20 protein-coding genes and 1 pseudogene are annotated in these 22907 nt (G+C 40.8%); 4 read left to right on the top strand and 17 right to left on the bottom strand.

Annotated features, from left to right (window positions below; translation table 11 throughout):
- Window positions 1-123: 123 nt before the first annotated feature.
- The 3 genes from K6V43_RS07510 to K6V43_RS07500 form a co-directional block, all read right to left on the bottom strand.
- On the bottom strand, window positions 124-1185 hold the full coding sequence (locus K6V43_RS07510; protein WP_222382494.1) for a M24 family metallopeptidase: 1062 nt from the start codon (window positions 1183-1185) through the stop codon (window positions 124-126).
- 125 nt (window positions 1186-1310) lie between these two features.
- Complete coding sequence (locus K6V43_RS07505) at window positions 1311-1658, bottom strand: hypothetical protein (protein ID WP_222382493.1); 348 nt, start codon at window positions 1656-1658, stop codon at window positions 1311-1313.
- A gap of 12 nt (window positions 1659-1670) precedes the next feature.
- Window positions 1671-2759 (bottom strand): hypothetical protein, encoded by a 1089-nt coding sequence (locus K6V43_RS07500; RefSeq protein WP_222382492.1) that lies wholly within the window; start codon window positions 2757-2759, stop codon window positions 1671-1673.
- Window positions 2760-2963: 204 nt separating this feature from the next.
- Here K6V43_RS07500 and K6V43_RS07495 point away from each other — a divergent pair, with 204 nt between their 5' ends.
- Window positions 2964-3137 carry a YlcI/YnfO family protein gene (locus K6V43_RS07495; RefSeq protein ID WP_002942417.1) on the top strand — a complete coding sequence of 58 codons (174 nt, stop codon included), beginning with the start codon at window positions 2964-2966 and terminating at the stop codon, window positions 3135-3137.
- 29 nt (window positions 3138-3166) lie between these two features.
- Here K6V43_RS07495 and uvrA read toward each other — a convergent pair whose 3' ends face one another.
- Complete coding sequence (gene uvrA, locus K6V43_RS07490; RefSeq protein WP_172024985.1) at window positions 3167-5992, bottom strand: excinuclease ABC subunit UvrA; 2826 nt, start codon at window positions 5990-5992, stop codon at window positions 3167-3169.
- A 1048-nt stretch (window positions 5993-7040) separates the two neighbouring features.
- Between uvrA and K6V43_RS07485 the strand changes: the two genes are divergently transcribed.
- Window positions 7041-7985: a magnesium transporter CorA family protein gene (locus tag K6V43_RS07485; RefSeq protein WP_024391538.1), complete on the top strand. Its 945-nt coding sequence runs from the start codon at window positions 7041-7043 to the stop codon at window positions 7983-7985.
- Window positions 7986-8000: 15 nt separating this feature from the next.
- Complete coding sequence (locus K6V43_RS07480; protein WP_024396592.1) at window positions 8001-8657, top strand: DUF1129 domain-containing protein; 657 nt, start codon at window positions 8001-8003, stop codon at window positions 8655-8657.
- Window positions 8658-9144: 487 nt separating this feature from the next.
- On the opposite strand, the gene rpsR is transcribed toward K6V43_RS07480, so the two are convergent.
- The 4 genes from rpsR to lplA all read right to left on the bottom strand — a co-directional run bounded on the left by rpsR (window position 9145) and on the right by lplA (window position 11344).
- A complete protein-coding gene (gene rpsR / locus K6V43_RS07475) occupies window positions 9145-9384 on the bottom strand; it encodes a 30S ribosomal protein S18 (RefSeq protein WP_002939250.1) in 240 nt (79 codons plus the stop codon).
- A gap of 32 nt (window positions 9385-9416) precedes the next feature.
- A complete protein-coding gene (locus tag K6V43_RS07470) occupies window positions 9417-9911 on the bottom strand; it encodes a single-stranded DNA-binding protein (RefSeq protein ID WP_002942409.1) in 495 nt (164 codons plus the stop codon).
- A gap of 11 nt (window positions 9912-9922) precedes the next feature.
- Window positions 9923-10213 carry a 30S ribosomal protein S6 gene (gene rpsF, locus K6V43_RS07465; RefSeq protein WP_024391536.1) on the bottom strand — a complete coding sequence of 97 codons (291 nt, stop codon included), beginning with the start codon at window positions 10211-10213 and terminating at the stop codon, window positions 9923-9925.
- A gap of 141 nt (window positions 10214-10354) precedes the next feature.
- On the bottom strand, window positions 10355-11344 hold the full coding sequence (gene lplA, locus K6V43_RS07460; protein ID WP_024396593.1) for a lipoate--protein ligase: 990 nt from the start codon (window positions 11342-11344) through the stop codon (window positions 10355-10357).
- A 129-nt stretch (window positions 11345-11473) separates the two neighbouring features.
- Between lplA and K6V43_RS07455 the strand changes: the two genes are divergently transcribed.
- Window positions 11474-12634, top strand: a complete 1161-nt coding sequence (locus K6V43_RS07455) for a DUF6688 domain-containing protein (protein WP_222382491.1) — start codon at window positions 11474-11476, stop codon at window positions 12632-12634.
- Between the two features lie 36 nt (window positions 12635-12670).
- Here the strand turns inward: K6V43_RS07455 and K6V43_RS07450 are convergent.
- The 9 genes and pseudogenes from K6V43_RS07450 to lpdA all read right to left on the bottom strand — a co-directional run.
- Window positions 12671-13597 (bottom strand): annotated as a pseudogene (locus tag K6V43_RS07450) (family 1 glycosylhydrolase); the annotation flags it as partial.
- Window positions 13598-14097: 500 nt separating this feature from the next.
- Complete coding sequence (trpA, locus tag K6V43_RS07445) at window positions 14098-14901, bottom strand: tryptophan synthase subunit alpha (protein WP_024396605.1); 804 nt, start codon at window positions 14899-14901, stop codon at window positions 14098-14100.
- A gap of 1 nt (window position 14902) precedes the next feature.
- A complete protein-coding gene (gene trpB, locus K6V43_RS07440; RefSeq protein WP_222382490.1) occupies window positions 14903-16111 on the bottom strand; it encodes a tryptophan synthase subunit beta in 1209 nt (402 codons plus the stop codon).
- Entirely contained in the window at window positions 16108-16689 is a 582-nt protein-coding gene (locus K6V43_RS07435) for a phosphoribosylanthranilate isomerase (protein ID WP_222382488.1), read from the bottom strand. Before K6V43_RS07435 ends, trpB begins: the two co-directional genes overlap by 4 nt.
- Window positions 16676-17443, bottom strand: a complete 768-nt coding sequence (trpC, locus tag K6V43_RS07430) for an indole-3-glycerol phosphate synthase TrpC (protein WP_222382486.1) — start codon at window positions 17441-17443, stop codon at window positions 16676-16678. Before trpC ends, K6V43_RS07435 begins: the two co-directional genes overlap by 14 nt.
- Window positions 17440-18444: an anthranilate phosphoribosyltransferase gene (trpD, locus tag K6V43_RS07425; protein WP_024396608.1), complete on the bottom strand. Its 1005-nt coding sequence runs from the start codon at window positions 18442-18444 to the stop codon at window positions 17440-17442. Before trpD ends, trpC begins: the two co-directional genes overlap by 4 nt.
- Window positions 18441-19007, bottom strand: a complete 567-nt coding sequence (locus K6V43_RS07420) for an aminodeoxychorismate/anthranilate synthase component II (protein ID WP_024391513.1) — start codon at window positions 19005-19007, stop codon at window positions 18441-18443. Before K6V43_RS07420 ends, trpD begins: the two co-directional genes overlap by 4 nt.
- Window positions 18991-20361: an anthranilate synthase component I gene (trpE, locus tag K6V43_RS07415; protein ID WP_222382484.1), complete on the bottom strand. Its 1371-nt coding sequence runs from the start codon at window positions 20359-20361 to the stop codon at window positions 18991-18993. Before trpE ends, K6V43_RS07420 begins: the two co-directional genes overlap by 17 nt.
- A gap of 600 nt (window positions 20362-20961) precedes the next feature.
- Window positions 20962-22722, bottom strand: coding sequence for a dihydrolipoyl dehydrogenase (lpdA, locus tag K6V43_RS07410; RefSeq protein WP_222382482.1), 1761 nt, complete (start codon window positions 22720-22722; stop codon window positions 20962-20964).
- Window positions 22723-22907: the final 185 nt, after the last annotated feature.

Below are 22907 nucleotides of genomic sequence, written 5' to 3'. Positions count from 1 at the left end.
TGCATACACTACAGAAAAATAATGAAAAAGGATAGCCAAACTCCTTGTCCCACAAGGGGATAGCTATCCTTTGCTTTTTTTTATGTGATAAAGTCGGGATTTTACCATAAATCAGCAAATTTCTCAAATGACAATCAATTCTTTTGGAGCTAACGTCAAAACTTCACACCCTGTTTCAGTGATTAACAAGTCATCTTCGATCCGGACACCATATTTGTCATCCAAATAGATACCAGGCTCATCCGTCAAGACCATACCTGCCTTGATAGTCTCGTCAGATTTTCCAAAATACGGATACTCATGAATATCTAAACCGATACCGTGACCGATGCCATGTGTAAAGTTGGCTCCGTACCCCGCCGCATTGATAATCTCACGAGGAATAGCGTCAAACTCGCGGTAGGTGACTCCTTCCTTGGCTTGCTCAATTAAAGCCTTATTGGCCCGCAAGACCACATCGTAAATCTCACGCTCTTGATCTGTCACATGACCGATATGGATGGTCCGTGTCATATCGCTGACATAATGTTGGTAATAGCAACCAAAATCCAGCGTCAAGGTCTCACCAGTTTGGATAACCTTTTCAGATGCTCTTCCATGAGGCATAGCAGAGCGGTAGCCAGATGCCACGATAAACTCAAATGATCCCCCTTCTGCACCTAGTTGACGCATGCGATGGTCAAGGAAATGATTGATGTCCATCTCAGTCGTCTGACCTGGTTTGATAAAGTCAAGAACATCAATAAAAGCCTGATCCGAAATTTGACATGCACGGCGAATGGTCGCAATTTCTTTTTCATCCTTAATCATGCGCAAGTCTTCGATAAAATTGGACATAGCAACCAGTTGATATCCCTCAAAAATGCTGGTCAGACTTTGATAGAAACCATAGGTCACCTCGCTATCAAAACCAATGGTTTCAACCCCATCTTCCTTAATCACCTTTGCAATCTCTTCAAGGGCAAAACGGCTCTCGATAATATCAAAACCTTTTACTGATGCCTTGGCTATCAAGGTATAACGCGAATCAGTCACAAACAAGCGACGTTTGCCACTGATGAACACTGTCGCCTCCGTTCCCCAAAAACCGGTTAAATAATAAATATTATTTTGCCCTGTCACTAAGATTCCGCCAACCTCTGATTGAGCTAATTTTGCTTCAAATTTCCCAAGTCTTTTTTGCATCCTACACCTCCGAAGATTTTGTAACTATTATAGCAGAAATGAAGATAAATACCAATAAATTCTTAGCAGGACAAGCAAAAAGCCGCTAGAGCGACTTTTCTTACAAACGAAACAGAGCATAACATTTATTCTTTTGTAAACTCTGCATTTGCCAAAGTTGAATCGAGAGTATCTAATGTTAGAACTCCTTCTACAATTTCATAATCCACCGTCGAATTATCATTTTCTGCTGTCAGAGTTTTTCTTTCTTGATCAACAGCCAGTCCCTGTTCTTCAGACTGAGTTTGACCGTCTTCCCCTTTTTCTTCAAAAGTAAGGGTTCCAGTATTATTTTCAATTTTGATAATCACCGTATAAGTAGTGCCATTTTCTTCTCTTGAATAGGTGTAGGTACCATTATCATTTTTAGCACCGCAGGCGGCTAAAAATAACACGGTTACGCTCGTCAAAATAAAAGCTAATAATTTTTTCATCCTACTCTCCTTTTAACCTACAGAGTAACTAATGTAATCACTGAGTTCTGGTATAATTTTTATTTCTTTGGCTTCGTGTTCATTTTCAAGTTGATAAACTTTATCTCCCGTATAAACATAATAACTGTTAGATAGCCCATCAAATATCGCAAATTTGATATTTTTAATTTCCTTATTATCAGAAGTATAATAGCCAGTCAGACTACTACCATCAACAACTTTTATTTTTTCTAACGTTTTTTTCTGAGTCGTATGACGCAATCTGAGTGCCTGTAGAAACTCATTTACTGTATTGTACTGATAGGTCACTTCAGACGCCATCCCCAATTCTTTGTAATGTTCCGCTGAATATTGGCTAATCTGTTCTGTACTGTACTTCAACGATGCTGGTCTTGTTGTTTGTTTTTCAAGGTCAATAACAGTTGCTTTGTCGGTATAAGCAGATAAGTAAAAGGTGGCTTGGACTTTCCCATCTTTTACAACAACTTCATCATTATCTGTTACACCGAGATAGTTTGTCGGTGTGTCATCGCCATAAAAACCATACATTGGTAATAATTCTCCATCTTCCCCAAGAAAACCTTGAGTTAGGCTAGGACCTTCTGAAAGCAACAGTTGTCCGTATTCTAGTTTGAACTGACCTTGATGAAGCTCACCAACCTTTATTTTGGCATTCATTTGATTGTCCTTGGTGACATACAAATGCCCAATTTGGCTTCCAGGAACATCACGCTCTAGATACAATTCATAACTACCATCTTCGTTGATTGCAAAATCAATCTTGTAAAATACAGTCAAATTATCATCGGAAGCGTGACTTGTTTCAGCTGACGGAATTTCAACTACTCCTGAATAATATCCTACATAGTCTTTTACAGCCTTCTTTACTTCAGCATCGATTTCAGTATTTTCATCTACACGAGGAAAGTCATCTGGGCTGTTGACCACTTTCTCTCTCTTTGTTGTACTTGAACTTTCGGTCACCTTTTCTGTACTACTAGAAGTTTCTTGCTTCACTTGACTATTTTGTTCAGTCTGACCACAAGCTACTAGACTGAAAGTTGATGTTGCTATCAATAATTTTAATAGATACTTTTTCATTAAATTCTCCTTTTTACATCTTACTAAAAACGCCTTCGGCAAGATGGTGAAATCAATTAAATAAAATTGGATTCCTTTCTTTTCAAAATAAGTTCTATTAAATTTTACTATCTAAATTACAACTTTGCAATACAAATTGTAATACAAGTTGCAATATTTATTATTGATTTATTTCGCTATACACTTGTAACAAGGAGCAAATAAATGGCATTTAAATTAAAATCAGATAAAAAAGAAACAGAAATCAAAACCATTCGATTTCCGTCAGAGTTGGTAGATCGGATTGAGGAAGCAATCGTCAAAAAGGATGTAAGTTTCTCAAGTTTTGTCATACAAGCTTGTGACTATGCCTTGAATAATATGGATAAAGAGCAGTAAAAAAGAGCCGTTGGCTCTTTTTTGCATGCTTATTTCAACTTCATTTTCAGATATTGGCCTGTAAAGCTAGATGGATTTTGAGCAACTTCTTCTGGTGTTCCTGTTGCGACAACAGTACCACCACCAATACCACCCTCTGGTCCCATATCAATAATGTGGTCAGCTGTCTTAATCACATCCAAATTGTGCTCAATGACCAGAACAGTATTACCGTCATCAACAAAACGAGCTAAAACCTTTAACAATTGAGCAATATCCTCGGTATGCAGGCCAGTCGTCGGCTCATCCAGAATATAGAGAGATTTACCAGTTGATCGCTTGTGAAGCTCCGATGCCAATTTCATCCGTTGGGCTTCACCACCTGACAGGGTTGTCGCAGGTTGTCCAAGAGTAACATAACCCAAGCCCACATCTTGAATGGTGCGGAGCTTGCGTTCGATTTTTGGAATGTGTTTGAAGAACTCGACCGCATCATTGACTGTCATATCAAGGACCTGAGCGATATTTTTCTCCTTGTAATGTACTTCTAAGGTTTCAGAATTATAGCGTTGACCATGGCAGACTTCACATGGGACAAATACGTCTGGAAGGAAGTGCATTTCAATCTTGATGATCCCGTCACCAGAACAAGCTTCACAACGACCACCTTTGACGTTAAAGGAGAAGCGTCCCTTCTTGTAGCCACGGATTTTCGCTTCATTGGTCTGAGCAAAGAGGTCTCGAATGTCATCAAATACACCTGTGTAAGTGGCTGGGTTGGAACGCGGTGTCCGTCCAATCGGGCTTTGGTCAATATCAATCAGGCGATCCAAATGTTCAATTCCAGAAATGGACTTGAACTTGCCTGGCTTGTCCGAATTGCGATTGAGTTTCTGTGCAATAGCTTTTTTCAAAATGGAATTGACCAAAGTTGACTTACCAGAGCCAGACACCCCTGTCACCGCTACAAATTTTCCAAGTGGGAAACGAACTGTTACATCTTGCAGGTTGTTTTCTTTGGCACCTATCACCTCTAAGAAACGACCATTTCCAACACGACGCTCTAAAGGAACTGGAATTTGGCGCTTCCCAGAAAGGTACTGGCCTGTAATAGACTTTTTATTTTTAGCAACTTGATCCGGAGTCCCGGAAGCAACAACTTCTCCACCAAAGACACCCGCACCTGGACCAATGTCAATCAACCAGTCCGCCTCACGCATGGTGTCCTCATCATGCTCCACCACAATCAATGTATTGCCCAAATCACGCATTTTCTTAAGACTAGCAATCAGACGGTCATTGTCCCGCTGGTGCAGACCAATTGACGGCTCATCCAAGATGTAAAGGACACCAGACAGGTTTGAGCCAATCTGAGTCGCCAAACGAATCCGCTGACTCTCACCACCTGATAGGGTCCCAGCTGCTCGGGACAGCGTCAGGTAGTTAAGACCAACGTTGTTGAGGAAAGTCAGGCGATCCTTGATTTCCTTGACAATTGGCGTAGCAATCGTCGCTTCATTTTCAGACAAGGTCAGATTTTCAATGACTTGCAAATGATCCGCTACGGACAAGTCAGACAACTGCCCGATATGAAGTCCCTCCTCCCCACCGACCTTAACAGAAAGGGCTTGATCATTGAGGCGATAGCCGTGGCAGGTCCCACATGTCAATTCATTCATGTAAGTCTTCATGACTGTCCGTGTATAATCACTATTGGTTTCACGGTAGCGGCGGTTTATATTCGTAATCAATCCTTCAAATGGAATATCAATATCCCGCACCCCACCAAATTCATTTTCATAGTGGAAATGGAATTCTTTCCCATCAGAGCCATTGAAAATCAGATTTTTTTCAACCTCAGTTAGCTGCTCGAATGGCGTATCCATATCTATCCCAAAGTGATTCATGGCCTGTTCCAACATTTGAGGATAATAATTCGATGAAATTGGATTCCAAGGGGCTAAAGCACCTTCACGCAAGGTCTTGCTGGCATCTGGGACTATCAAATCTGTATCCACTTCGAGCTTCATGCCCAAACCGTCACAGTCGCTACAAGACCCAAAAGGAGCATTGAATGAGAAAAGTCGAGGTTCTAACTCTGGCACCGTAAAACCACAAACTGGACAGGCATAGTATTCGGAGAACAGCATTTCCTTGTCGTCCATGGTATCGATGATAACATAGCCATCCGCAATTCGAAGAGCTGCCTCAACCGAATCAAACAAGCGAGAACGAATGCCCTCTTTGATGACTATCCGATCGACAACTACCTCAATATTATGTGCCTTACTCTTTGACAACTCTGGAACTTCCGACACATCATAGACATCTCCATTGACACGGACCCGAACATAGCCATCCTTCTGAATTTTTTCAAAAATCGTCTTATGTTGCCCTTTTTTCTTACGTACAATCGGCGCCAAGATTTGTAACCGCTGACGTTCAGGCAATTCCAAAACCTCATCAACGATTTGTTCGACTGAAGATGCCGCAATTGCACCATGACCATTGATACAGTAAGGAACTCCGACCCGTGCATAGAGCAAACGGAGATAATCATTGATTTCAGTAGCCGTCCCCACTGTCGAGCGTGGGTTACGCGAGGTTGTTTTTTGGTCTATGGAAATAGCAGGGCTGAGCCCCTCTATGGAATCCACATCAGGCTTGTCCATGTTGCCCAAGAACTGACGAGCATAGGCAGACAAAGACTCCACATAACGACGTTGACCTTCAGCATACAAAGTATCAAAAGCCAAACTTGACTTACCAGACCCTGACAAACCAGTCACCACCACCAACTTCTCACGCGGAATGGTCACATCAATGTTTTTTAAATTATGGGCACGCGCCCCATGAATTACAATATTTTCTTGCATAATTTAAGATACAAAGGGCGTCAAATGCACAGTCAAAATAGGAAACTGACGATGTGTCTGAAAGACACAAGGAAGTTTATCTTTTTGACACCGCATTTAGCCCGTGTTCATTTCCTTTCTAAAGATACAAATCCCGTAAAACGCAAGGTGAAAATAGGCGGTAAGTCCGAAATCTGTGATTTCGAAGACGCACCCCCGTCAAGACAACTAGTGCTTTCACAGGTTGAAAACCGAAGAAAGCACAGATGTCTACGACGCAGAAGCCGGTCTCCATGCTGAAACATGAGGCAACTAGTACTTTTTCACACAGCGTTTAGGGCGTGTTCAATTCCTTTCTAATTATAAGTGCGTTCACAAGATAACTGGTGACGGTCGATTAACTCCGCGTCACCAGACGAAACTGCCTATGGGCAATTTCTATATCTTGTATTAGCTCGATTTTCAAAAAATATCGTTTTGAAAATCTCACGTCAAGAAACCGTATAAAACTCGACGCTTTTAGCACGCATTCAAATCCTTTCTTGAGATACAGAGGACGTTGTAACAGTCTGGGAGACTGATATAATCGGGAAGTAGGGAAAACGCAGTTTTCCTCATTTCACCAACATCATTAGCCCGTGTTCATTTCCTTTCTAAGATACAAAGCCCGTAAAACGCAAGGTGAAAATAGGCGGTAAGTCCGAAATCTTTGATTTCGAAGACGCACCCCCGTCAAGACAACTAGTGCTTTCACAGGTCGAAAGCCGAAGAAAGCACAGATGTCTACGACGCAGAAGCCAGTTTCCATGCTGAAACATGAGGCAACTAGTACTTTTTCACACAGCATTTAGCCCGTGTTCATTTCCTTCCTCAAGGACTTTCATTAGTTGAAAGAGAAAAAGGTTTGGACTAAATTTTTCAATCATTCAACCCCTTAAAAATCCGTACAACTTACTTGTTAAACATCTTCATATTATATCACATTTATTCAGAAAACCTTTCCGTTATGGTACTTTTTTGGTATAATAGAGGTTGCGTTAACGAATCAAATCAAAAGGAGGGCAAAGATATGAAACAGATTTTTCTATCAACAATGACTGATTTAGAAGAAATCCAAACCTTTGAACCAGGGGCTTGGATTAATTTGGTTAACCCCTCCCAGAGCGAATCTATGGAAGTAGCTGAGCACTACAAGATTGACATTGCCGATTTACGGGCTCCACTCGATGCTGAGGAATCTTCTCGTATTACTGTTGAAGATGACTATACACTCATTATCGTAGACGTCCCTATTTTGGAAGAACGGAATAATAAAACGTATTACATCACAATTCCGCTCGGCATCATATTGACCGATGAAGCCATCATCACTACTTGTTTAGAAGAGTTACCATTATTTGAACAATTTATTCATCGTCGCATACGAAATTTCTTTACCTTTATGAAATCTCGTTTTGTTTTCCAAATTCTCTATCGTAATGCCCAGCTATATCTTTCTGCCCTACGTACAATTGACAGAAAGAGCGAAGAAATTGAAAAACAACTGCATGAAGCAACACGAAACGAAGAACTAATTGTACTGATGGAATTGGAAAAAACAATCGTCTACTTCAAAGCTTCCCTAAAAACCAATGAACGATTGGTTAAAAAACTGGCAAGTTCTACACGCTTACTTCGGAAATATGAAGAAGATGAAGATTTGTTGGAAGATACATTAGTCGAAACGCAACAGGCTATTGAGATGGCAGATATCTATGGTTCCATCTTGAATTCGATGACACATGCCTTTGCTTCCGTTATCTCAAATAACCAGAATACAATCATGAAGACATTGGCTCTCATGACCATTGTTATGTCTATTCCAACCATGGTATTTTCTGCCTACGGTATGAACTTCAAGGATAATATTATCCCATTTAATGATATCCCATATGCATTTTGGTGGATTATCCTATTTGCCTTTGCTATTAGCTTATCACTTACCTTCTACTTCATTCGTAAGAGATGGTTTTAACTTAAGGAGATGAATATGTCATTTACAGAAATCAACGGATTGACGAAGAAAAATCAAGAATTTATCCATATTGCTACTAACCAACTGATTAAAGAGGGAAAATCAGATAGCGAAATAAAAGAGTTATTGGAAGAGATTCTACCGACTATCATTGATAATCAAAAAAATGGTATTACTGCACGTAACTTGTATGGGGCACCGAGTGAATGGGCATCTAGTAAATCTACTTCTGCTAAAGAGAAGAATGACCAAGTAGAATACAATGAAAATCCATGGCTCATGTGGGTTGATTCTAGTTTACTTATGTTAGCAATCATCGCTGGTGTCAATGGATTGATGAACCTCTTCGGTCAAGGCGCTCAATACGGTCTAGTTACTTTATTAGTCATTGGTTTTGGAGTCGGCGCTGGTATGTACTTTATGTACCACTTCGTTTATAGAGAGCAAATCAAAACTGGTCAACGCCCTAAATTATTGAAGGCCATCGCTTTCCTTGGACTCGCTACCTTGGCTTGGTCAGTCGTCTTCATTCTAGCTGCATTGATTCCATCATCACTCAATCCTGTTTTACACCCTATTGTTACTATCCTTATCGGAGCAGCAGCATTCGGTATTCGTTATCTTTTGAAAAAGAAATATAATATCCGCAGTGCTATGACACCTGTTCAATAAAAACAAAGCGATTGGATTTTCCAGTCGCTTTTGTCTATCTATACAGTCCAGCTATCAAATCATCTGATACTCAATGAAAATCAAAATTGCTCCAAAGGTTCGGGGAACCTTTGGAGGTTGGAAAAGGAAGCCATAGAAACAGTCTATCCCCAGACTGGACCTCGCTTTTGCATTTCTTGGCTCGGGTTGAAACAGTCTATCCCCAGACTGTTTCAATCCACCAGACCATTACTCGTACTCAAATTTTCAAACTCAAGAAAAAATCGCCACACAGGGCGATTGCGCCTTTCCAGTTTCTAGGGCGCAAGCTAAAAAGACCCGTCAGGGTCTCAATTCGCCTTCTAATTTCCGAGCTCATGAAAAAACAGTCCATACTGTTATTGCGCTTTTCGCATTTCTAGAGCGCAAGAAAAAATCGCCACACAGGGCGATTGCACCTTTCCAGTTTCTAGGGCACAAGCTAAAAAGACCCGTCAGGGTCTTTTTACTAATCTTCGTTTACGAATGGTAAAAGAGCCATAACGCGAGCACGTTTGATAGCTGTTGTTACTTTACGTTGGTTTTTAGCTGAAGTTCCAGTTACACGGCGTGGAAGGATTTTTCCACGTTCAGAAATGAAACGGCTAAGAAGCTCAGTATCTTTGTAATCAACATATTCAATTTTGTTAGCTGCGATATAGTCAACTTTTTTACGGCGTTTGAAACCGCCACGACGTTGTTGAGCCATGTGTGTTCTCCTTTATATTATTAGTTTCTGACCTAGAATGGTAGGTCATCGTCTGATATATCCATTGGATTGCTTGCTCCAAATGGACTTTCTTCTCGAGCGAAGTTCGGTGTAGATTGCGCAGGCGCTTGATAAGGCGAGTTATAATCGTTGCCACCAGCAAAGGAATTGCCAGCTGAATAACCGCCACCTTGGCCTTCACGGGCAGTACGGCTTTCCAATAGTTGGAAACTTTCTGCAACTACCTCTGTAACGTAGACACGTTGCCCCTGTTGGTTATCATAGCTACGAGTCTGAATACGACCTGTAACACCAATCAGCGCACCTTTTTTAGCCCAATTCGCCAAATTTTCAGCTTGTTGGCGCCAAATGACTACGTTAATAAAGTCCGCTTCACGTTCACCATTTTGATTTTTAAAATTGCGGTTAACCGCCAAGGTAAAAGTCGCAACAGCCTGGTTAGACGGAGTATAACGAAGTTCTGCATCACGGGTCATGCGACCAACCAATACTACATTATTAATCATAAAGTACCTTCTTACGCGTCAAGTTTGACAATCATGTGACGAAGAATGTCGCCGTTGATTTTTGACAAACGGTCAAACTCTTTAAGAGCTTCATCGTTGCTAGCTTCAACGTTAACGACATGGTACAAACCTTCGCGGAAATCTTTAATTTCGTATGCAAGGCGACGTTTTTCCCATGCTTTTGATTCAACGATAGTTGCACCGTTGTCAGTCAAGATAGAGTCAAAGCGTGCTACCAAAGCGTTTTTAGCTTCTTCTTCAATGTTTGGACGAATAATATAAAGAATTTCGTATTTAGCCATTGATATGTTCCTCCTTTTGGTCTAATGACTCATGGTCTAGCCACGAGTAAGTGAGGGATACTCACAGAAAATAATTATACCATAATATAGAAAATGTGCAAGTAAAAATACTTTACTGAAAACAATTTCACACTCAATAATCTATGCAACAATCGCTTTTGCGACTTCTTCTGTTGTCATACGCGAGAAATAGTGAGTTGTATCAATCTCTTGAAGTTTGGCAAGTACATCCGCATATTCATAACGTGTACCAATTAGTAAGTCTTCAACATCAGATACATCACCAATACCGAAGAAGTCTCCATAAATTTTGATCGATTCAATAATTGATTTTTCAGCCTTAATGTAGGTTGTAATTTTACCAGCTGGGTAACGGACGCTGCGCTCAACTGTGTATTCTGGTGTTTGACCATAAGTCCAATCCCATGTTGCAAACTGCGTATCACGGATTTCTTGGATTCGAGCCAAATCATCCTCAGTCAACACATATTCATCCATTTCTGGATATTCTTGCTTCATTTGGTTGAGAATGGCATCTTTAAATTCCAGAACAGTCATTTTTTCTGGTAACTCACTGTTAATGTTGGTTACGCGGGCACGAACGGATTTAACACCTTTGGACTCGATTTTGTCTTTGCTGACTTTAAGAGCACTTGCTAGGACAGACATATCAACATCAAAGAGCAAGCAACCGTGGTGCATCATACGACCTTTTGCATATGCTTGGGCATTACCACAAATTTTCTTGCCGTCAATTTCAAGGTCATTACGACCAGTAAAGTTAGCCTCTACGCCGAGTGTTGCAAGAGTATCGATAACGGGCTTAGAGAAAGTTTTAAAGTCAAATGCACCTTCTTCAGATTTATTTGAAATAATGGTGTAGTTGAGATTGTTTAAATCATGGTAAACCGCTCCACCACCGGACAAACGGCGAACGACATGGATACCGTGAGCATCCGTATATTCCTTGTTAATTTCTTGGATAGCATTTTGATGCTTTCCAATGATGATAGCCGGTTCATTAATCCAAAGGATGAAAATTTCATCAATATCAGTTAATTCTTTGAATGCATAGGCTTCTAGTGCAATGTTGTAGGCAGGGTCATTGCTGTTATTTACGATATATTTCATGCAAAACTCCTTTATTGTTAACTAATTTTTATTATAGTGGAAACGATAACAAAAGGCAAGTATTGAAACTCTTCTTGTCCATTCTTGAATTTTCTAAAAAATGATGGTAGGCTAGGGAAGGAGGTTAACATGAATAAACGCTTAAAACTATTCTGGCAAATTTATATTATCTCAAGTATCTTGATTCCTTTTATGTGGATAATCAATCTTCCCATCATTTGCTTTATCCTTCCTCTTTATTTGACCTGGAAAAACATCTGTCATTTTATGGCACTCTTGAAAAAGCAATTAAAAGAATACGTTTTCTGGGTCAATGATAGCTTGATATTCTTTTTTGGAATCGTACTGAGTTGGCTAGCTCTTGATGAAGCCCAAGTTGTTTACGTCGATTGGACAGAAACCTTGGTTAATAGACAGATCCACAGCCCCATTCAAACAGAAGCCTGGTCAGGGCAGTTCTTCCTGCTTCTTATGGGTCTTTTAGCTTATTTAGTGCTGAACATCAACCAAACTAAGCTCCTCTCCCCTCTCCTAACGGTCCTCCTCATCAGCTGCCTGTATCCAAGTTTTGTCTTTGCGGTTTTGTGGACCATTCAACTTTCTAGTTTGATTGAAACAGATTTATTCACCTACTGCTATCTGTGTTTGGTCCCCTTCAATATCTGTCTTATTTACAGTCGGACCATTTTACAAACCATTCAATTATGGCAAGAAGATTTAGCCAAGCAGTGCAATCCACGCTTTCCTAGACTTTCTGTTCTCCTGCAAAGAAGCCTTTCTCTGCCAATCTGGTTGCTCTTCTTCAGCCTGCCCTATCTTGCAGTTCTTGGCTCTTATCTCATTCTCTTTGGTCAAAAACCTGACCAGCTGCTTCAAATGTGGTCAGAAACCAGCGATTGGGCCTTATCGGAAAAAGTCTCCCCACCAAACACCTTCTATGACGAACATTACCTTTGTACAGTGGGAGCCGCTGGACACCGCAAATTGGTCAAACCCATTCGCATGGGAGAACGCCATGGTCATCGTGTGGTGGTCAACCGTCAGCTACAAATTGCCAATGCCTTTGAACAAATTTTAGAAGAAAGATGTCCACGCCTACATCGATGTATCCGTTCTAACTACGACCGATATGGCTATCCCATTTCCAAACATATTCGCACAGCTTGGCAGGCAGATCTCGTTTATCTGCTAATGAAGCCGGCAGAATGGTTTTTCTTGATTATCATTTATCTGCACGATCGTAAGCCAGAAAATCGGATAGCACGTCAGTATTTACCTATAAAAAAATGAGAAGCTGGAAATTGTCCAGCTTCTTTTCAATACATTTTATTCCACGTCAGCTCCGTTTGTAGCGATGACTTTTTTATACCAATCAAATGATTTTTTCTTAGAGCGTTTGAGTGTGCCATTTCCCTCATTGTCACGATCGACGTAAATGAAGCCGTAGCGTTTTTTCATTTCGCCAGTTCCAGCAGAAACTAGGTCAATACAGCCCCAAGTAGTGTACCCCAAGAGCTCAACGCCGTCTTCTACAATAGCATCTCTCATTGCCAAAACGTATTGACGGAGGTAGTCGATACGGTAATCATCTTCTACATAGCCATTTTCATCTGGTGTGTCAACTGCTCCCAGACCATTTTCAACCACAAAGAGAGGTTTTTGATAGCGATCCCAGATAGAGTTGAGGGTAATGCGGAAACCAAGCGGATCAATCTGCCAGCCCCATTCCGATGCGTCTAAGTAAGGATTTTTAATGGAAGCAAAGATATTACCTGCTGTCTTTTCCTTGACTGCAGGATCTCCAGAAGCGACACGGCTAGAGTAGTAAGAGAAAGAAATAAAGTCCACCGTATGCTCTTTCAAGAGTGTCAGGTCTTCGTCAGTCATTTCAAGCTCAATGCCTGCACGCTCCCACTTCTTCTTGGCATAGTTTGGATAATAGCCACGCGCCTGAACATCGATGAAGAAATAATTTTCACGGTCTTCTTGCAGACCTTCCCAGACATCACGTGGGTGACAGGTGTGTGGGTAGTATTGACCTGCGGCCAACATACAACCAACCTTGTTTTCTGGGTCAATTTCATGGGCTAATTTAGTAGCAATGGCAGATGCTACAAGCTCGTGGTGGGCAGCTTGGTATTTGACCTGCTCCACATTTTCACCTTCTTCAAAATAGAGACCCGCCCCCATAAATGGTGCATGGAAAATCATGTTGATTTCGTTGAAGGTCAGCCAATATTTGACCTTGCCCTGTTTCTTATTACTATTATTATAATTCGTTCTAAGCTCAAAAGCAGACAAAAAAATGCGAAAAATTGATACTATTGTATGAAAAAGGTTGCTGATATGGGAGATTAACTAACTTAGACTCAATGAAAATCAACTTTCGCCTAGCTTCAACTATCTGGGAGATAGTTAGAGGCTGGAAATATTGCGAACTGAGTTCGCGTCATTAAGCCGACGATAGAACTCTGAACTTTCTCATTTCATACTCAATGAAAATCAAAAATAGCCTAGGAAACGAAGCCGATGATAGAACTGGAGTTCATCAAGGCAAGTTGACAACGGATAATTTTGATTTTCGAAGAGTATCAGTGTAACAGGCTGAGGCGGGGCTCAATACCAGGACCACTCATCCAGGCTCTTGACTACGGAAATTTTTGATGTTCAAAAAGTATTAAAACTCGCATGCACTACACAGCACCTTTATAAGCAATGTGCATTGAATACAGATTCAAAAAATATATCACTAATTAAAATATGGAATTACTATGAGTTTTATCAACTCCACATCCAAATGTTACTAACTTTTGAACATCATTTTGCTGTCCGTTACACAAGCCCGCCACTATTTTTGATCCAACAATAACACCGTCAGAAACACGATTGAAGCGGAGAATATCTTCTTGACTAGAGACACCAAAACCTGTTAGAACTGGTACAGGTGACAGTTCCGTTAATCGGTGCAAATGATGATCTAAATGATCAGTGTATTGGTTAGACTTACCTGTAACCCCATTAATAGCCACAGCATAAACAAAGCCCTGAGCATCTTGGACCAGCTGTCTTTGTCTTTCCAAACCTGTTGTCAAACTTACCAATCGAATAAGGCAAATATCCCTGTCATTTAAAAAGTCAGTCACTATTGATTCCTGTTCATAAGGCAAATCTGGAATGATCAAGCCTTTGACACTCGTTTGTTCTAAATCATCAATAAATCGTTCTAAACCATATTGGAATACTGGATTAAAATACGTCATGATAATCAGAGGAACTTGACTAGCCTTCTCTTTCAATTTTTTGACTATGGAAGCTAATGTCACTCCCTTAGCTAGGCTTCGTTGGCCTGCGGCTTCGATAACAGGACCATCGGCTACAGGGTCTGAAAAGGGGACACCTATTTCGATTGCTGAAACACCCGATTGTTCAAGGAATTGAATGGTTTCGAATAACCCATCCAACCCCTGATTATGGTCACCAGCCATAATGTAAGGAATAAAAATTCCTTTTTGAGCATTCTTTAATTCCTGTAAACGAACTTGTAAGGTTTTGGTCATTTTAGTTCTCCTTTTTTTCTGCTTGTAGCCTTTCTCGAACTTGTGCAACATCTTTATCCCCTCGACCTGAAAGACAAACAATGATGGATTTATCTGGCCCTAATTCTTTTGCCAGGGTTGGCAAATATGCAATAGCATGACTGGACTCGAGGGCAGGAATAATACCTTCTAAACGGGATAAGAGTTTAAAGCCTTCTAAAGCCTCTTCATCTGTTACTGAAACGTAGGTAGCACGATCAATTGCATTAAAGTAACTATGTTCTGGACCAATGCCAGGATAATCAAGACCTGCCGAAATAGAGAATGCCTCTAAAATTTGACCATTTTCATCCTGTAGAACATCCATCAAAGCCCCATGAAGAACTCCTGGTCGTCCCTTAGCAAAAGTTGCTGCATGGAAGTCTGTCTCCAATCCAAGTCCTGCAGCCTCAACACCATACATGGCAACAGAGGTATCATCCACAAAAGGATAGAAAAGGCCCATTGCATTAGATCCTCCACCAATACATGCCAAGAGAGCATCTGGTAACTGACCACCAGAAATCTCTGCAAATTGACGTTTTGCCTCTTTTCCAATTACGCTCTGAAAGTCACGGACAATTTCTGGAAATGGTGCTGGTCCAAGGACAGATCCCATAACATAATGGGTATCCTCAACTTGAGCAACCCAAGCTCGAAGAGCTGCATTTACCGCATCTTTTAGCACGCGCGACCCATCCGTTACGGCATGAACCTTTGCACCTAATAATTCCATACGAAAAACGTTGAGAGCCTGACGTTTAACATCCTCTTCTCCCATATAAATGGTACATTCCATATCAAAGAGGGCTGCTGCGGTAGCTGTTGCAACACCATGTTGCCCCGCGCCAGTTTCAGCAATAATTTTTTTCTTTCCCATCCGTTTCGCAAGCAATACCTGCCCCAACGAATTGTTAATTTTATGGGCACCCGTATGATTCAGATCTTCGCGTTTTAGATAGATTTTAGCACCTCCGCAGTAATCTGTAAGGCGTTTGGCAAAGTAGAGGGGATTTTCTCGCCCAACATACTGGACAAGCAATTCTTCAAATTCCGCCTGAAACGCTGGATCTTCCTTTGCAGTTCGGTAGGTCTGCTCTAGTTCTAATACAGCAGTCATCAATGTCTCCGGCACGAATCGACCGCCGTATTCTCCATAGAATCCGTCTTTATTTGGTTGCTGGTAAGTCATAGTTTCACTCTTTCTATAAATGCTTTTATTTTTTCAACATCCTTTTGTCCATTTGTCTCAACACCCGAGGAGACATCTACGGCATAAGGAGAAAATAAGGATTGCGCTTCTGCTACATTATCCACTGTCAAGCCCCCTGCAATGAAAAATGGTTTTTCAAAGTTATGATGGGCTAATAGTTTCCAATCAAAAAGTTGACCCGATCCTGCCTTTGGAGCATCAAAGAGAAGGTAGTCTGCATTTGTATTCAACTCCCCTAGGGTATTGTCCAGTTGAATGGCTCGAATGATTGGAACTGAAATGTGATGCGATAGACGTTCGTCCCAGTCACCATGGATCTGAATCAAGTCCAATGGAACCACCGAAATAGCCGCTTCTAATTCTTTCAAACTTGGTTGGACAAATACCCCTACTATTTTTACTGTAGGAGGAACCAACTGGGCCAACTCATGTGCTTTTTCCAAGCTCACTCGTCGCTTACTTAGTGCAAATACAAATCCAATATAATCCGCTCCTGTTTCAACTGCTGCATACACCGCATCCTTAGTAGATAACCCACAAATTTTAACCTTTGTCAATCGATAGCTCCTTTACTTTTTGCGCAACATCTTCCGACTGCATCAGTGCTGTTCCGACTAAGAGTGCATGAAAGTAGGGAGCAAGAAGTTCAGCTTGTTCATTTGTAAAAATGCCTGATTCTGATACATACACTCTGTCCGGTAGAAAATGGGGTGCTAAGTCAAGACTAGTTTGAAGGGAAACTTCAAATGTTGTTAGGTTCCGATTGTTGACACCAATTATCTTTGCGCCAATGCGATGAGCAATGTCTAATTCTGAAAGATTATGAGTCTCGACCAATACTTCCAGACCCAAACGGGTTGCAAATTCAAACAATTCTTTGAGCCTGTCTTCGGACAAAGCCGCCACAATCAATAGTATCACCGTAGCACCTGCATTAAGACTGCGAATAATTTGTTTTTCATCAATGATAAAATCTTTCGCTAACGTCGGAATTGAAACCAAATCTGAGATTTGACGAAGAAACTGTACATCCCCCTTAAAGAAAATTTGGTCAGTCAATACTGAAATCATAGCAGCCCCTGCTGCTTCGTATTGGCGTGCTTGCTCAGTAATATCCACCGCCAGATTGATATCCCCCATACTAGGGCTAGCTTTTTTTACCTCTGTAATCAGTTGTAATTGACCGTTCTGCTTAGTAAGAAAATCAAATAACGAATAGGTTGAACGGACAGATTCTACTGGCTCATTTACCAGCTGAGCAACCTCTGACTTCTTTTGCTGTAAAATTGTCTGTAAAAAATCCTGACTCATATCTGAACCTCCCTTAGTTCTTTCAATTTTCTCAGAGCAGAACCGTCCGCAAGTAGACTTCGAGCCAATTCAACTCCTTCACGGATACTTGAAACCTTACCATTTGCATAAAAGCCTAGACCTGCATTTAAAACCGTCGTTTCTAAGTAAGGACTTGCTTGATTATGTAGAACTGACAACAGAATTTCTGCATTCTCCACAGCATCTCCACCCTGAATATCCGCGAGTTCCAATGAATTCAGACCCACATCAGCAAAGGTAAATCTGCCCTGATGGATATTCCCATCTGTAAGCAAAGTGTAGTGATTCTCTCCAAATAAGGCTGCTTCATCCATCTGGTTTGGTCCTGTGATAAGTAGCGCCCGTCGTCTTCCTAATTTTTTCATAACATGGGCCAGATCCAACTGGAGGTCTTCTCGATAAACTCCCATCAATTGGCTATCGAGTGATAGTGGATTCGCTAGTGGACCAACAATATTCATGATTGTCGGAACCCCCAAAGCCTGTCTAGCTGGACCGATATAACGCATAGCCGGATGCATCGTCTGAGCAAAAACAAAGGCTAAACCAACCTCAGATAAGGACTTGGATAAGATTTCTGGCCTAGCTGCAATATTTATACCTAATTCTTCAAGTACATCTGCAGAACCTGACTTCGATGAAATAGATCGATTTCCCGCCTTCGCTAAACGAATACCTCCAGCTGCCAAGATAAAGCAAGCCGTCGTCGAAATATTAAAACTATACGATTGATCCCCACCCGTACCGCAGTTGCACATTGCATCCGAATATGTTTGAGGTAATTGTACAGCATGTTTTTTCAAAGACTTTACGACACCTGCAATTTCATCAACTGTTTCACCTTTCATTTTCAAGCCTAGTAACAGAGCTGCAATCTGACTTTCTGTCAATTCTCCATTCAGAATACGATTAAAAACTCCTTCGATTTCTCCCTCAGATAAGTCTTGTTTTGTAGCTAATTTTTCAAAAATTTCTTTCATCTTACTACCTCTCTAACAAACTGTTCAATCATTTGTAAGCCTTCTGGACTCCCTATACTTTCTGGATGAAATTGCAAACCAAAAATCGGTAATTGCTTATGTTGGATAGCCATAATTTCGTCGTCATCTGTTGTACGAGCAGTCACTATAAAATCTTTTGGCATTTCATCAATGACAATCGAGTGATAACGCATGATTTCTACATCTCCCTGAAAACCATTGAAAATTGGAGAGTTTCCTTCCACTCGCATCTGACTCTGCTTCCCATGCATAACCGTTTTGGCTAATCTCAACTGCCCTCCAAAAACTTCAGCGATTGCTTGATGTCCCAAACAAATGCCCAATATTGGTTTTTTATCTGCAAAAATCTGTATCATTTCTTCCATTTTTCCAGCATCTGCTGGCCAACCTGGTCCTGGAGAAAAAACCAAACCTTTCGCTTTTTTTGCTTCTTCGAATAGATTCACCGCATCATTTCTCAATACCTGCACAGGTGAAAACTGTCCTAGATATTGGGCTAAGTTATAGGTAAATGAATCATAGTTATCAATTAAAAGAATCATAGCACTCTCCTATTTTCGTCATCGCCTTTGCCTTGTTCAACGTTTCTTGGTATTCATTTTCTGGAACACTATCATATACAATTCCTGCACCTGCTTGCACATAGGCTTTGCCATCTTTCACTACCATGGTGCGAATAGCAATTGCAAAATCCATGTCTCCTGTAGCAGATAGATAGCCAATTGCTCCTGCATAAATGCCGCGCTTTTCCTTTTCTAATTCATAGATGCGCTGCATGGCTCTAATTTTCGGCGCTCCTGAGACAGTTCCAGCAGGTAGGGTAGCTTTTAATGCATCTAATGCCGTCAAATTCTCCAATAATTGTCCTTTGACAATACTTGTTAAGTGCATCACATAACGGAAATATTCAACTTCCATATACTTAGTAACTTCGACAGTTCCAATTTGTGCAATTCGACCAATATCATTTCGTCCCAAATCAACCAACATTCTATGTTCAGCAACTTCTTTCGTATCTGTTGATAAATCAGCCGCCAATCGTTGGTCCTCCTCATCATCATTTCCACGAGGCCGAGTTCCAGCAATTGGATTAGTTGTCACGATTCCATCTTTTACAGACACAAGACTTTCTGGACTAGCGCCGATTATTTGGTAATCTTCAAAATCATAAAAATATAAATAGTTCGATGGATTGGTAACCCGTAAATTACGGTAATAATCAAAAGGGTTGCCAGAAATATCTGATGAAAAACGTTGACTGAGGACACATTGAAACATATCGCCTTGTCGAATCAATTGTTTTGCTGACCTAACCATATTTTCGAATTCTTCTTTTTCAAGATGACTCTTGAAGGATAATGATTGAAGATCATGGGGTGCAAATTCATCGGGTGTTGGATTTTTTAATTCGGCTAAAACACTTGCTAGAGCTTTCTCCATCTCACTCGAACTACGGCCACTATAGGTATTATCTTCATGAATGGAGAGAATTTCCTTCTTATGATCAAATACTAAATATGATTCATAAATAAAGAAATGCATATCCGGTGTTCCAATGGTATCCTTGGGGATATGACCAATAGGTTCATAGAGACTAATCAAGTCATATCCAACAAATCCAATCGCCCCTCCTTGAAAGGGAGCCTCTCCAGTCAAATTTGAACCTTCCACCACAGATTGTAGATATTCTAATGGATCCCTTTCCACCACTTCTCCATTGTTGGTCAACACACCATGGTCATATTTGATTTCGTAAACAGGATTATAGGCAATAATGGAAAAACGAGCGTTTCCCTTTTCTCTCGGAATGGATTCTAGGATAATCTTATGCTTACCTTTTAGTCGCATAAACGCTAGTATGGGGGTTAAAATATCTGCTGGTAGTACGTTGTGCATGGGAACTCCTTTTGTGAAAACAAAAAGCCCTCACACAGAAAAAAATCTGTGCGAGGGCGTCTAATCAAAGCTAGCGCGGTGCCACCTCCATTAACAAGGGTACACAAAAAACCTTGTCATCTCAAACTCCTCCAACAAGGAGTCGCACGGTAAGGGGTGCCAACCGGAAGGATATTGTTTACCTTCTCATATCAAACATCAGCCCATTTCATCTTCGTTTGCTACTGACTCGCAACAACCGTCAGTTTTCTGAAAACAAACTTGAAGATTACTTCTTCTGATTAGTATTCATTTTATATTATTTTCAAAATATGTCAAGTATATTTTTATAAATTTTCAGAATATTCGGTTTTTACAACCAATTTTTCTATAGAGTATTATCTTTACCAAGTAGAGAAGGTAACACACTTGGTTAATCAACAGGATTTCTTGCCAACTATCTTGTTCTGAAAAAACTGCAATAAAGCTTGCAAACATTACCAGGAATAGAAATGCTCAGAAATTGATTTATGACCAAATTTCAAGTTATTCTCCAAACCCTTTCTATTTTCATTATTTTAAAAAAAGAAAGCCACGTGGACTTTCTTTTGATTCGTTATATTATTTACGTTTTGGTGGGTTGTGGATCGCCACACCAAGAACATCAAGGAAGGCCTCGTACATCACTTCTGAGAAGGTTGGGTGACCATGGATTGATGCTGCCACATCATCAACAGTCAATTCAGATTCCATGATAGTTGCTGCTTCGTTGATCATTTCAGCTGCAACTGGACCGATGATATGAACACCAAGGATTTCATGGTATTTCTTCTCAGCGATAACTTTTACGAAACCGTGAGCTTCGTTAGAAGCAATGGCACGACCGTTACCAGTAAAGCTGTTGCGACCGATAAGGATGTTTTCTTTACCGTATTTCTCGATAGCCTGGTCTTCTGTCAAACCAACCATAGCGATTTCTGGGTGTGTGTAAACCGCTGCTGGTGTGAAGTCCAATTTAGCCTTGTGGTGGTTACCATGGATGGCATTTTCAGCAGCAACTTCACCCATACGGTAAGCAGCGTGAGCCAACATCTTAGTACCGTTAACGTCACCAGGTGCATAAATTCCTGGGATAGAAGTTTCTTGGTATGCATTTACCTTGATACGACCGCGATCCAACTCAAGGTTAAGATTTTCAAGACCAGCCAATTGAGGTACACGTCCAATTGAAAGAAGAGCTTTTTCAGAAATAATTTCTGAACCATCGTTCAATTTAATTGTCAATTGATTGTTGGCTTCAACAATCTCAGATACACCAACAGAGGTCAAGAATTTCATACCTTTCTTAGAAAGGACTTTTTGCAATTCAACAGACACTTCGCGGTCCATACCAGGAATGATACGGTCAGCCATTTCAACAACTGTTACTTCAGTACCGTAAGACGCGTAAACCAAACCAAGTTCCACACCGACTACGCCACCCCCCATAACAGTGAGTGACTTAGGAATTTCACGCAAGTCAAGGATATCATCAGAAGTTAATACCAATTTAGAATCAATACCTGGGATGTTGATACGAGAAACCTTAGAACCAGTTGCAAGAACAATGCTGCGACCTTTAATCACTTTATCACCAATCACAACCGTCTTATCAGGGTTTACTTGTCCAAGACCGTTGAAGATGGTTACCTTGTTGGCTTTCAAGAGACCCGCTACACCACCAGTCAAAGTCTTCACAACCTTGTTCTTGAAGTCAACTGTTTTATCCATATCTACTGTGTAGTTTGTAGATGCAAGATTGATACCACGCTCAGCCGCAATCTTCAATCCATCAAGAATTTCAGCGTTTTTAAGGTAGGTCTTAGTTGGGATACATCCTTTGTTCAAGCAAGTACCACCAAATTCTGATTTCTCAACGATTGCGATTTTACCGCCTAGTTGGGCACCACGAATCGCTGCGTAGTAGCCAGCAGGACCACCACCGACGACAACCATATCGTACTCGTCTGCTGCCAATTCAGCCTTAGGAGCTTGTGGAGCTACTGCAGGAGCTGCAGGCACTTCCAAACCAGCTGCTTTCAAGTCAGCAGTTGCTTGTGCAACTTCTGCTGGAGCAGGTGCGCTACCTACTTCAACTGTTTCACCTTCTGCACCAAGGTAAGCAATAACTTCAGTTACAGGAACTGTTGCGCCATTACCGTGAACGATTTTCAAAAGAACACCTGATTCTTCCGCTTCCAATTCCATGCTTGTTTTATCTGACATCATCTCTAAGATAACATCACCTTCATTGACAAAATCACCCTCTTGTTTTTTCCATTCGATGATTTCGCCTTCTTGCATGTCTACACCAAGTTTCGGCATAATAATTTCAATTGCCATAATTATGATACAAAGAACGTCAAATGCGACAGAATTTTAGGAGTCCAACGCAGGATGCTTACATCCAAGGCGGACTATCTAAATTCCGAAGCATTTAGTTCGTGTTCAAATGTCACGAACTCGTTCTACATCCTTTCTTTATTTTTTTCTCTTTACCAAATTGATCACAGGCTAAAAACCTATTG

Origin of the sequence: Streptococcus suis (assembly GCF_019794615.1) — a bacterium.
Taxonomy (GTDB): Bacteria; Bacillota; Bacilli; order Lactobacillales; family Streptococcaceae; genus Streptococcus; species Streptococcus suis_AI.
Note: the sequence above shows the minus strand (reverse complement) of the source record. Positions and strands in the feature narration are given on the sequence as shown.